Origin of the sequence: Wolbachia endosymbiont (group B) of Melanostoma mellinum, from assembly GCF_947251465.1 — a bacterium.
Taxonomy (GTDB): domain Bacteria; phylum Pseudomonadota; class Alphaproteobacteria; order Rickettsiales; family Anaplasmataceae; genus Wolbachia.
The window spans coordinates 360,852-373,936 of sequence record NZ_OX366366.1; the positions used below are offsets into that span (position 1 = coordinate 360,852).

Sequence of the window (13,085 nt, forward strand, 5' to 3'; positions counted from 1 at the left end):
CGTATTACTATACTAATTATTTAGTTGTGAGATAATAATGATTGGTAATTCATATGATAATAAAATTGAAGAACAAAAAGATGATTATCATGACTTCATTCAAAGGTTTTTGTTTTTGCTCGGTAAGATAAAAGAAAAGAATAAATCAATTCACACTGCTGTAGCTAGTTTTCACATATTATCTTTTTTAATAAAATACAATGCCAATTTTAATAAAGATGAAGTGTATAAAGCCGTTATCCAAGATTTCAATAATGTAAAGGAGGCGAGACTAGAGCTTCAAGATAAGGCTAAAAAAGTATTGAATGGGTATATTGAAAGTGGTGTTGAAACAGTGTCAATATATGGTAGTTGTGCAGAAGTTAAATTGGGAGCTAATAAAAACAAATTCAAAGTCAGTGAGTTTTTGAATAGTAATTTCTGTCAAGATAATGTAATTTCAGGATTTTCAACTCTGCATAGCAATGGAAAAAATGGAATGCACGGTTTTGTTTCTGAAGAAGGAATAAGGCACTATGTTGTAACTGATGGTGCATACGAAATGACTCTGAATTGGTGTGATGAGGACGGAAAAAAGTGCACTATTATAATTAATATTGATGCTAATGGTATAGAACTTATCGAGCGTAATCGTGTTACTGATGATCAATTGAAAGCAAATAAAGATGTAAAAATAGGTAACTTATTCTTGTATCAAATAAAATTTAGAAATAAGGAGAAAGGCAATCATAAATCATCTGAGATTGTGATAGAAAATAGTAATAGAAATATTAACATTCAAACAACTCAAGAAATTGAGCGTGGCAGCAAAGAATCTCAAATAGGCAGTACTAAAATGCAAGACAAAATTGCACAAGTTGTAGATGACAGCTTAAACGAAAGAATTAATAAATTGGAAAAAGAAAATACAAGATTAACTGGAAATAATCAAACTATATTAGAACAATTACAGCAAAAAATGAGAGAGGTGGAGGAATTAAATGGAAAGGTAAGGGAAAAAGATGAAGTTTTGGCTGAAGTAACACAAAAACTCAAGCAGCTAAGTGATTCGGTAGAGAGTGAATTTGAAAGGAGAAAAGTAGAGAAGGAAAAGTTAGAGGAGAAGTTAAGGAAAGCGCAAAAAGAGATACAAAAGTTAAGTAAAGAAAAAGCTGAATTAGTGCAAGAAAAGCAAGATTTAGAAGAATTTGCTGAAGGTCTAGATGTTGAAGTACAAAGACTAAAGGATCAAATAAGGCAATTAGAGTACAGTGTGGCTGTAGCAGTGAATGAAAATAAAAGATTAAAACAAAAATTGAATGATACTCAAAAAGAGTTGGATGGTAAGTATGGTGAAATCCAGAGATTAGAAAGTCAATCACACGAATTAGAAAGTCAAAAAATAACAGAATTGGAAATATACTTAGAAGAGAAAAAGAAAAAAATAGCAGAGTTAGAGGTGCTGTTGGAAGAAGAAAAGGGGGAAGTTTTTAGTTTAGAATCTAGATTATGTAATTCAGAAGAAGAAAAAAGACGATTACAAGAAAAGTTAAATGAAAAAACTCAAGAAGAGATTAATCTAGAAGAACTATGTAAGAAATTGGAAGAGAAAGAAGCTGGGTATCTCAATAGGATCAAAGAATTAGAAAGAAATCTTGATCAAGGAAGAAAAGAATTTGAAAAATTGCGAAGTGATCTAGAAGAAGAAGATCAAAATTGTTCTGAAGAGTACGAAAAGTTACTATCTGAGAAAATTACTATGAAAAGGGGAATTTCACGTTTAGATGATCAATCTTCATTATCTCATCAAAATTATGTCAGCTTTGTAAAGGATTGTACGGGTTTGATAACAGAGATGGTAAGTTTGTTTCAAGAGAGTATAGGAGAAAAAGACAATGTGACTATGCCAAGGAGTACTATGCTAGAGATTTGCGGAAGATTTGATGAATTGATTAAGCATTGTGTAGAAAGTGATCAAGAAATACAAAAGATGCTTGAAGAAGTATTTGAACAAATTAATGATAGCCCTGCTTCTTCAAATATGAGTAATGGGGATTTATCAGCACTACCAAATAAAGAGCTGAATGAAGCTTCATATTCAGAAGATTTTGGATATTCTAGTAGATGTTCTACTCCTGTCTGATGCCACCTTGCATTTTGAGTTTAGTTAGAATATCAACTAAAGTTTATCACTGGTACAATTGTGATAAGTGTTCTCCTCTACAGGTAAGATAATTTTAATCAATATATACAAGACTGCTGAAGTTTTGTATATGGGTGATGAGCAATTTACTTAATAAATATAATACATTTTATTTTATAGCTAGTTCTCTGGCTACTCTCACGTTAATTACATCTTTAGCGCTTATTAATGTACCTAGTTCTTTAATTCTCGCTTTAGCTGTATTATCTGTTTTGGCTTTTATGATTTTGTATAAAATAATTATTGACACTAGGAAAGTGGGAAAGGAATTTGCTCACAAAGAGCGTGAGTTGACTCAAGAAAAGCATAATTTATACGAGGAAGGAAGAAAATTTGGTCGAAAAGCAGAAGCTGAGAGGAAATCTTTTCTTAAAGAAAAAAAATCTTTGGAGGAGAAATTAGAAGCAAAAATGATCCATATAATTGGAATAACAGACGAATTAGAAAAAGTAACGAAGGAGAAAAATGAGCTTGCTGCACAAGAAAAAGAACTACTCCATAAAATCTCATATTTGTGTAAACAGTTACAGGAAAAAGAAGCTAATCTAACTGAGAAGAAAAAACTTATAATCGAATTGAAAAGAAAAATAGACAATGATAAATATGAGGAATTATATAAGGAAGTAGAGAAATTATCTAAAGAAAAAGAGGAGTTATCTAAGGAAATAGACAAATTACGTAAAGAGAAACATATACTATATATGAAAAAAGAAGAATTACATAAAAGAAAAGAAGAACTTTGTGTGAAATTAGATGAATTACAATGTAAATTTAAAGAAATTGATCAGAAAAATAAAAACTTATCTCAAGAGTTAAAAAGGAAATTTGAAGAGCTAGATAAAGCAGATGGTTTAATTAAAAATCAATCTTTTGAGTTAGACAGAATAAGACAAGATTGTAATAACGAAGTGAAAAATTTAAGAAATTCACTTTTAGAGCGAGACAGTCAAATAAAACAACTTCAATATGTGATAGATAAGATAGAAGAATCGATAAGAGAAAATGAAATAATTAAAGATTATAGCAAAAAAATAATATTAGGGGAGACTCAGAAAATAAAATTTATATTAGGGCAGCTTGTGCAATTCAAGCCAATGAAAGGTTCCAAAACATCGGAGGAAACGTCTGATTCTTTACAGGAAGATCTTGGATATGCCAGTCGTTCACCCACTCCGACCAGATTATCGTGTTCAGTGTCTGTACAAAGCATTGCAAGTGGACCAATCCCTGAATATGGATTGTAAAATGCAACAATTACTCTTATTATAAAAAAAATTATACAAGATAATGAACCCAATAATATGCGCACTGGATACACAAGATTTGAATGAAGCCATATCTTGGGCTAATGGTCTGCGTGATAAGGTTGGCATGGTAAAACTTGGGTTAGAATTTTTTGCTGCACATGGTCCTTCTGGAGTGAGAGAAGTTGCAAAATGCAATGTACCAATTTTTTTAGATCTAAAATTGTATGATATTCCAAACACTGTAGCTAGAACAGTTGAAGCAATAAAAGCTCTAGATGTTGAAATGCTAACATTGCATATCAGTGGTGGAACAAAAATGCTTAAAGAAGCACTAAGTATAGTGCAAGGAAAGAAAATAAAGCTAATTGGAGTAACAGTACTAACTAGTATGGGCAATGAAGATCTGAGTGAACTCGGAGTAGCAAGGGAAGCAAAATCACAGGTAATTTTGCTAGCAAAGCTTGCAAAAAAGATTGGACTACATGGAGTAGTTTGCTCTGCACTAGAAGCTCAAGAAGTGCGCCAAGAATGTGGTAAAGACTTTAAAATTATTACTCCAGGAATCCGTATGAATCGAGGTCATGATGATCAAAAAAGGACAGCAACACCAAAAGAAGCAATAAATTCAGGAGCTGATTATATCGTAATTGGCAGACCAATTACAAAAAGCGGCAATCCCGCAAGTAGTGCAGAATTAATATTGAAATCCCTTACTGATTGAAGCAGGAGAGCGGCAAGGTAGATAAGGTACCATAGAATAAAAGCAACAAACGGTATGTATCCGTTCAGCAGGGTGGCAAAACAAGGTAGACGAGAAAAGATAACTAAATGGGTGTCATCCTAGTGCTTGACACTGGGATCCAGATATAAAAAGTATTTGCAAATTATGCAGTAAACAATAGTCCTTAAGGACATATGTCAAAAACAATGTCCAAAAACTAGATCCCAGTGTCAAGCACTGGGATGAAATCATAGACACGCAAAGCTACTTGTTTCAAAAACAGTATGTTAAACTAATTTTGCCTCGAACACAAAGGCAGTGCTTGACACTGTTTACTATGCAAATTGCCACAATGTTCGTACAGCTGTGACTGAAATGATAAAAAGAGGATAATTAAAGGATACCATTTATTGTTTTGGCAAATTTGTACAGCTACGTACTTTATTTGCACATTCTTCTGAACAGATACGCAGCGAAAAAAAATGCTTGACACAAAAAAATGGATGCTGTATAGTGCTAACAATTAAGTATAATATTTACCGTGGTGTAATACTACACTGCTTTTTTTACTTCAACAAGTAATCAGTATCATTTTTCTCTCGTTACCAAGCGCCTTACGTTTATTTGTATCTACCATGAAGCCAATGCTGGAATCCAGAAAAAAGACCGGTGAATGGCAGTATCACTGCCATTAAGTTAAGGAAAAGTGATGAACTGTATTATAAAATCAGGTAAGATTCACAAATTAAAAGAAGTAATGACATGAGTAAAAAAAAGAATAATCATGTTTATAAAAAATAAATTGATGAGTTTAAACTTTATAAACGCACACAGAGCATCCTCAAAAGACTTCTCACGAAAAAGAAAGCTGCCCTTCGTTAATGTATTTCTCCTGATTTTTAGAAAGAGTGTAAAGTCATTACAAGTGATGCTTAATGAGTTTGTTCTGCATACAAGAAAAGATTATACAATTACGGCAAGTGCATTTACTCAAGCAAGAAAGAAGCTAAAACATACTGCGTTTTCAGAGTTAAATGATGATATAGTTTCCCTATACTACCAAGATCAGGAATTTAAAACCCACCATGGCTTCAGAGTACTTGCATTTGATGCTTCAATACTGATTCTGCCAAAGAGCGACAAAATAATAGGTGAGTTTGGCTCAAGAGCAGTATGGAATGGAATCCAGAGATTTGAAGACTATACAAGTGCAACCTTTGAAGTTTGCTACGATGTGCTAAATAATATTGCAATAAAATCTGTGCTAAGTAGAGGTGACAGCTATGAGGTTGATTTAGCAATCGGTATGCTTGAATCCATAAAATCAGACGATTTGTTAATCTGTGATAGAGGATACGTATCTTATCGATTTCTTGCTGAGCTTACAGGAAGGAAAATCAATTATATAATTCGCTGTTCAAGTTCGTCTTTCAATGAAATAAACACTATGTTTAAGCCGGAAAGCCCATCTAGTACGGTGGTAGTGTCTACCGCACCTATTAAAGTAGCAAGACAGCTACGAAAGCTAGGATTACCTGATGAGATGAAATTCAGGTTAGTCAAAATAATACTTTCTTCTGGCGAAGTTGAAGTGTTAGTAACATCTCTGTTAGATGAGAAACGTTTTACAGTTGAAGAGTTTGAGAGATTATATTACTTGCGCTGGGGAGTAGAAACATTTTTTTCTAGGCTGAAGGGAAGATTAAATTTAGAGAATTTCACAGGAAAAAGTATTGAAACTATCAAGCAGGATTTTTGGTCAACTATCTTCATCAGTAATCTAGAAAGTATCATGATAGAAGATGATGAAGAGACATTGAGCTCACAGAATAGTAAACTAAAAAAAAGCATCAATAAATCTGTCTCATTTAATGCGATTAAAAACTTAGCCTTTGATATTTTTTCTACAGAGTCAGACATAGACTGCATTATGTATCGACTATCACAGTTATTTTTGATGAACACTTTAGTGGTGAGAAAAGGGAGAAGAGTTGATCGTCATAAGATATCTGATATTCGTTCACTCAACTACCAGAAAAGAGCTAGAAAACATGTGTTTTAAATTCAAGATATCTTTTCAGTATCATTGCATTAGTACATTCTTTGCAAAATAACCTGCAATTATTACTTTTTTAAATAACTTGCACTTTTCAGACTCCCTTTTCTTAAAAATTCACCCTAGTATTTACCATAATTATCAATCACTTCAAATTTTTTGTCCAATCTTAACTTCTCTTTCCCTTAACTTAATGGCAGTGATGGCAGTATACATATACAGTTGTATGAACGTTGTTTACCATGAGGGCGCCTCCCAGCACTGGGAGGCTTTGTTGCATCGCTATCTACGGCGGATTAAAGATAAAAAAATGAAGAATATCAGTAGCTTATTATTCTAGCATTTATAGTAAGGACGGTCAGTGAATATCTAAATTTGAGTAAAAGAAATTTTACTACCATTCACTAATCTAGCTAAAATTCAAGAATTTCAATGCTTTAGCTATTTTAAGTAGAATTAAATTTACTAATACAAACAATAAATTACTATTCTTAAATTTGATCAGATTGACTGCAAAAAAATAAGATTTTCAATAAGTTGCTTGTATAGTTAGCCTTTCATAGGTAGCGATGCAACAAAGCCCACTGGGATCCATATTGTAAACAAGCGTTTGAGTTATACTAAGCTGCCATTCACCGGTCTTTTTTCTGAATGCAGTTTGCATAACAACGAAAAGGTACTGAGATTAAAGATTACCTTCAAATTACAATACTATTCTAATTTTATTTTTAAAGGAGGCTATTATGTCACTTACTGATATCGCTCACCGTGTTAATGAACTCGCTTCATCATGGGAGCAATTTAAATTAATAAATGATCGCAAACTAAAAGAAATCGAAAGCAAAGGACCTGAGCAGCTATGCAAGATAAATAGTAATATTGATAATTGCAAAGAGCGCTTAGATTTTATTGAAACTTCAGCTCAACGTCCAGAAATTAGCACAGATTTTAATACAGGTGATAAATATTTTTCTGATTATATTCGCAAAGGAATGGAAAACAGGTTATCACACAAAACCCTAAGTGGAGATGACAATGATATTGGAGGGTATTTAGTTACTCCTCATATTGTAAAACGGATAAACAAGCGTATAACTGATTCATCTCCAATGCGGCAGATATGTTCTAGTCAAAGAATCTCTACTGAAACGCTGGATTATATTATAGAAGATTGTGACCGTGCTGGTGCAGGTTGGAGTGGTGAAGTAGTAGACGACGAAGATGGTGGCTATAAATCCAAGTATGATTTTGCAAAAGAAACAAGTACACCTAAAATTCAAAAGATTTCCATCACAACTTATGAGCTCTATGCTCAGCCGCAAATATCACAAAAATTGCTCGATGATGCATTTGTCAATGTTGAAAATTGGCTTGTAGAAAAGGTTGCCGAAACTTTCAGTAAGAAGGAGAATGAAGCCTTTATTAAAGGTGATGGCACTTTTCAACCTAAAGGAATTTTAACTTACGAAAATGGAAATGGTCATAATAAGATAGAGCAAATTAAAGCTGATAAGCTAGACAGCGATGCCATAATGATATTGTACTACTCTCTAAATGAACATTACTCTAAAAATGCATCATTTTTGATGAACAGGAGTACGTTAAAGGACGTTAGGCTACTAAAATCTGAAACAGGTCAGTATCTTTGGCAGCCGAGTTTATCGCTTGAAACTCCAGATACTTTAATGGGAATACCAGTATATCAATCTGCTGATATGCCACCTACAATGATTGCAGTAGCGGATTTCAAACAAGCTTATAAGATCGTAGATAACAGAGGAATGAGAATATTGAGAGACCCTTATACAAACAAACCTTATGTTAGATTTTTTGTCACTAAGCGCGTTGGTGGAGAAGTTGTAAACACCAGTGCTATTAAATTGTTGAAAATTGCAAGTAAGTACTAAAACTTTATATTATTTTATAAAATAGTTGACATGATATACTTTTTATGCAATAATTAAATTATTATTAATTCAAGGAGTAAAATATGTTAAAAAAAATAAAAAACTTTTTTCAGTCGATTGCAGGAAGAATTGCATCAGTCTGGAACAGCATTAAAAACTTGTGGTCTCTAGTAATAAGGCAAACCTAGTAAGTGACCCTAAGGAAAGGATAGTGGCGTTATCTTTTGTAGAATTGAGCAACGGTAAAATAGGGTTGGTTATGTCGCAAGATATTGACTCAACACTTCCAAACAATAAAGATAAACATGGTAATGTAATTAATGGTGAGTTTCGTTTAGATTCACATGATAATAGAAAAGTATATATCACAGGTCGTTACGACTCGGAAACGAAGATGGAAGATGGTAATGTATGTCTATCTATTAATTCAGTTGGTACCCTAGATGGCAAAAAAGTTTATGGTGATAATGAGCCAGAAAAAATGAAAGGGCTGCTAGATGTGAGCAATAAAAGTTGTATAGAAATAAAATTGAATTCACCTAAAGTTATTGCAAATAATAGTAACACACCAAATTCAGAAACTACTAATATTTCGGTAACACCAGCTGCTGCTATTGGTAAATCTGTTAATATATAATTACTATCCTTCACAAAAGAGCACTACCTCAGGTGCTCTTTTTCTTTATACGTTCTCCATAGGAGAAAATTGACTAATTAAACTTTATATATAATAATTAAATTATTAATTTAAGGAGTAAAGTATGTGGGAAAGTATAAAAAACTTTTTTCAGTCGATTGCTTATCGTACAGGAATTTCATGGATTGCAAGAAAAATTTCATCAGGTTGGAATTGGTTGTTGAGTAGTAAAAAAAATACTACTCAAGAAAATATATCACCAAAGAGACCTTCAGATGAGAATGTAAATAAAAGTCCAACTGTTAGCACCCCTATGCAAAATGAGACTGAAGAACCTGTATCTAAAACAGGTACAAACGTCGAGCCAGCAGAAAATTTTCCAGAAAGATTAAATGATGAACCTAAAGCAGTAGGTGAGATTAAATTTAAGGATAACCAATTCTATCTTTCATTAAATAGACCTTTAGCAGAAGGAGAGTATAAAAATCTCAATAATAGAGTGAATTCATTGACTAAACTACTTGTATATGTAAAGTGCGATAACAATGGATATAAAATCGTTGGTGATGGTAATGACTTTAATAACATCACAAGTGTACATATAGAATCAATAACAAAAAAGAATGAAGATGGTAGGTATTTAAGTTGTAATGCAATTTATAGTAGAAAAAACACCTACCGTATAAAAGAAATGTTAGGATTGAAAGATGATGTAACAGAGATTAAAGTAGATAATATATCTAATCAGCCGTTTGAAGGTACAGCGTTGGAGCAGCATAATCTCAATCCTACTACGGCACAACAAATGGTTAACAATAAGGAAGTGACTACTGAATCAGAGGAGTTTTATGATGCAGAAGTTACACAACCAAGTCCAACAATTGGAGTATCATCAACAGAGAGACATTATGTCACTAATCCAAGTGTAGATTGAAACGGTTATTGTTAAAACAAAACCCTTCAAAAGGAGCACCTCCTTTGGTGCTCTTTTTTTCTTTATACGTTCTCTATAGGAAAAGTTGACATACTATGCTTTTTATATAATAATATAAATTATTAATTTAAGGAGTAAAATATGTTAAAAAAAATAAAAAACTTTTTTAAGTGGATTGCTGATCACATAGGAATTTCATGGATTGCAAGAAAAATTTCATCAGGCTGTAAGCGGCTGTTTGGTGGTAAAAAAAGTGAAACAAGTGTTGCGAAACAAAGCATATCACAGCAAGGACAATCTTCAGGTAAAACTACTATTGAAGAAAAAAACAAGAGTTAATAAATGCTTTTACTGCATCTCTTTCTAAGTTTAGAGAAGATTTATCTGATCTTACTCTGAGGAAGTGACTACTGAATCAGAGGAGTTTTATGATGCAGAAGTTACATAACCAAGTTCAACAACTCGAGCACTAGCAACAGAAAGACATTGTGTCTCTAATCCGAGTATAGTAGGAAACGGTTATTATTAAACCAAATCCTTCACAAAAGAGCACCAAAGTTGGTGCTCTTTTTTTCTTTATAAGTTTTCTCCATAGGAGAAAATTGACTAATTACAATTTTTCGTATCAATTTTCAATAGATTCATCGATGTATAGCTATAGTTTTATCAGTGTAAGGCTAAATATGCTAAGCTTATAAAGATGACAAAGCTTCAAAAAAAGCCTAACATAGTGGAAAAAGCTTTATGAAAATCAAAGTTGGAGTAATAGGCTGCTTAGGCAGAATGGGTAAGAAAATACTCAATGAATTAATTACGAATACCAAAGTGGAAATAGCAGGTGCTGTTGCTCGCTTGGGCAGTGAGTATATAGGCTTAGATATTGGGCCTATTGTAGGCAATAATTGCAATTTAGGAATCAAAATTACAAGTTCTATTAGTGAGGTATTTGAATCGTCCGATGTTGTAATAGATTTTACAACTAAAGAATGTATGCTAGAATGCCTTAAGGCGGCCGTGAAATTTAAAAAACCGCTAGTTAGTGGCACAACTGGAATAGAAGGTCTAAATTTAAAAGAATATGCTGCTAAAGTTCCAATATTATGGTCAGCAAATATGAGTGTTGGAGTTAATGTGTTGCTGAAATTGGTAAAAGAAGCTGCCAAGCTTTTAGGTAATGAGTATGACGTTGAAATTTGGGAAATGCATCACAATTTAAAAAAGGATTCACCATCTGGAACAGCTATAGAGTTTGGTAAAGCAGTTGCTAACGCTGCAAAAGTGGATTTTGAGCTCAATCAATATTCACATAATAATTCAAATATAAGAGGGAAAGGAGGAATAGGCTTTGCAGTATCTCGTGGAGGTGGAGTAATAGGAGATCACAGTGTCATGTTTGTCAATTCCGATGAACGAGTAGAATTAAATCACAAGGCAATTGACCGCACAACGTTTGCTAGAGGGGCGGTTCAAGCAGCAATATGGTTGTGCGAGAATAAAACTCCAGGACTTTATTCAATGCAGGATTTAGTATGAGCGATAAATACGCTTTCGTTAAAAATTTAAATCTTTGGTATGGCTCTAAACAAGTTTTATTCGATATAAATTTGAATATTTGCAAAAAGAAAGTCACAACTTTTATCGGACCTTCTGGGTGCGGTAAATCGACATTTTTGCGTTGTTTTAATCGTATGAATGATTACGTACCTGGATGTAGAGCGACTGGTGAACTGGTAATCGATGGGCTGGGTAATATATATTCACGTGATATGGATGTTGTATTGCTCAGAGCAAAAGTTGGTATGGTATTTCAAAAACCCAACCCTTTTCCAAAATCAATATATGATAATGTTGCTTATGGGCCTAAGTTGCATGGAATGGTGAAAAATAAGCAAAAATTAGATGAAATAGTAGAGAGTAGTTTAACTAAGGTTGGTTTATGGGAAGAGTTGAAAGATAGATTGCAAGATAGTGCACTAAATTTATCTGGTGGCCAGCAACAAAGATTATGCATTGCTCGTGCAATTGCAGTAAAGCCAACTATTTTATTAATGGATGAACCATGCTCTGCTCTTGATCCAATGGCAACCAATGCAATCGAAAATCTTATACAAGAATTGAAATTGAGGTTCACCATAATTATGGTAACTCATTCGATGAAGCAAGCTAAAAAATTATCTGACAGCATAGTTTTCTTTTGCAATGGCAAGATTGTTGAATTCGGAAGTACTCAAGAAATCTTTGAAAATGCTCAGTCTCCTTTAACGAAGGAGTATATTCTGGATCATTAGCTTAATAGTTGATATTTTAATTTTTTCTATGTATAATTTTATCAAGTTTATTGTGATAGGGGGTTAAAATGTTTAGTACAAGTGAAGCAACAAAAAAGTTGTTTAAAGCTATTGAATTTCAAAATGCTAGTGGTGAAAGAATAACACCTGAGGAAGCTTGGAATCATTTTCAACAAGCATTGAAAGAAGGAGCGAATGTTAACGCGTTTGAAGATGGAATGACACCTCTGATGTGCATTATTTCAGCTTTTGTTACTAGTAATAACGAGGAACATCAATGTTTAGAGCTTATGGCTAAGTTGCTTGTAGAACATAAAAAAATCGATTTAAATATTAAAAGCAAGCAAGCTGTTATTAAGAGAAAACCAAAGGAACATGATGGTTATCCAGTTTACGAATTTGAGGAGAGAGAAGTAGTAGATCAGGGTAGAGGGGGTTGTGTATACCTTAACAATTCACAACCTGTTAATGAAGGATTTATACCTCAAAATTATGCTCGTGCAGAGGAGGAAATTAAGACCGGCAAGAAGGAAAAAAATACAGCTCTACACATTGCTTGCAAGTTGGGAAATGTAAACATGATAAAAATATTACTTACACATCCAAATATCAAACCTAATATTCAAAACTATGAAAACAAAAGTCCAAGAGATTGTATTGCAGGACATGTCAAGAAAGCAATAGAACCAGAATTCCTAAAGATAGAAGCAGTCGCTCAAAAAAGGAAACAAACTAATTATGCTTGTGCTTTTTTGTTATCTGGAGTACTTGCTGTTGGTCTATGTTTCACAGTTTATAACCCAGTTCCGTTTGCTGCAGCTGCATTGCTGTTCTTTGCAATAGGGTGTGGTTGTCTGTATAGAGCAAATACAGTTCTTAACGATGTAAATTTCTCTCAGGTTGATTTCGAACATGCTAAGTGATTTATCTGTTCAGGTAAGGTATCATTCCAGCACTTGATGCTGGAATCAAGCTAATTTGGTAAATACCTTACAATGTTTGATGACTAAAAGACTGGATGCCAGACTGGGATGATACCCATTTCTTTCTAGTCTTGTCATTCGAGTAGCTGAAACTAGCTGCTTTTCTGTATTCCAGTGTCAGCTACTGGAA

The 13,085-nt window shown here is 33.3% G+C and carries 11 protein-coding genes; all 11 read left to right on the top strand.

Features of this window, described 5'->3' with window-relative positions; translation table 11 throughout:
- Window positions 1-37 precede the first annotated feature (37 nt).
- The 11 genes from OPR42_RS01565 (at window position 38) to OPR42_RS01615 (ending at window position 12,895) form a co-directional block, all read left to right on the top strand.
- Window positions 38-2,122: a coiled-coil domain-containing protein gene (locus OPR42_RS01565; protein WP_265041602.1), complete on the top strand. Its 2,085-nt coding sequence runs from the start codon at window positions 38-40 to the stop codon at window positions 2,120-2,122.
- 137 nt (window positions 2,123-2,259) lie between these two features.
- On the top strand, window positions 2,260-3,426 hold the full coding sequence (locus tag OPR42_RS01570; RefSeq protein ID WP_406848673.1) for a hypothetical protein: 1,167 nt from the start codon (window positions 2,260-2,262) through the stop codon (window positions 3,424-3,426).
- 43 nt (window positions 3,427-3,469) lie between these two features.
- Complete coding sequence (gene pyrF, locus OPR42_RS01575; RefSeq protein WP_017532286.1) at window positions 3,470-4,150, top strand: orotidine-5'-phosphate decarboxylase; 681 nt, start codon at window positions 3,470-3,472, stop codon at window positions 4,148-4,150.
- 784 nt (window positions 4,151-4,934) lie between these two features.
- Complete coding sequence (locus OPR42_RS01580) at window positions 4,935-6,212, top strand: IS4 family transposase (protein WP_265041416.1); 1,278 nt, start codon at window positions 4,935-4,937, stop codon at window positions 6,210-6,212.
- A gap of 737 nt (window positions 6,213-6,949) precedes the next feature.
- The gene (locus OPR42_RS01585) at window positions 6,950-8,113 is read left to right on the top strand and encodes a phage major capsid protein (RefSeq protein WP_265041604.1); all 1,164 of its coding nucleotides are present in this window, start codon (window positions 6,950-6,952) and stop codon (window positions 8,111-8,113) included.
- A gap of 160 nt (window positions 8,114-8,273) precedes the next feature.
- Window positions 8,274-8,750, top strand: a complete 477-nt coding sequence (locus tag OPR42_RS01590) for a hypothetical protein (protein ID WP_265041605.1) — start codon at window positions 8,274-8,276, stop codon at window positions 8,748-8,750.
- A 124-nt stretch (window positions 8,751-8,874) separates the two neighbouring features.
- Entirely contained in the window at window positions 8,875-9,684 is an 810-nt protein-coding gene (locus tag OPR42_RS01595; protein ID WP_265041607.1) for a hypothetical protein, read from the top strand.
- Between the two features lie 141 nt (window positions 9,685-9,825).
- The gene (locus OPR42_RS01600; protein WP_127463564.1) at window positions 9,826-10,023 is read left to right on the top strand and encodes a hypothetical protein; all 198 of its coding nucleotides are present in this window, start codon (window positions 9,826-9,828) and stop codon (window positions 10,021-10,023) included.
- A gap of 405 nt (window positions 10,024-10,428) precedes the next feature.
- A complete protein-coding gene (gene dapB, locus OPR42_RS01605) occupies window positions 10,429-11,217 on the top strand; it encodes a 4-hydroxy-tetrahydrodipicolinate reductase (RefSeq protein ID WP_265041609.1) in 789 nt (262 codons plus the stop codon).
- On the top strand, window positions 11,214-11,972 hold the full coding sequence (gene pstB, locus OPR42_RS01610; RefSeq protein ID WP_010401422.1) for a phosphate ABC transporter ATP-binding protein PstB: 759 nt from the start codon (window positions 11,214-11,216) through the stop codon (window positions 11,970-11,972). The genes dapB and pstB overlap by 4 nt, the downstream gene beginning before the upstream one ends.
- A 68-nt stretch (window positions 11,973-12,040) precedes the next feature.
- Window positions 12,041-12,895 carry an ankyrin repeat domain-containing protein gene (locus OPR42_RS01615; protein WP_265041610.1) on the top strand — a complete coding sequence of 285 codons (855 nt, stop codon included), beginning with the start codon at window positions 12,041-12,043 and terminating at the stop codon, window positions 12,893-12,895.
- Window positions 12,896-13,085: the final 190 nt, after the last annotated feature.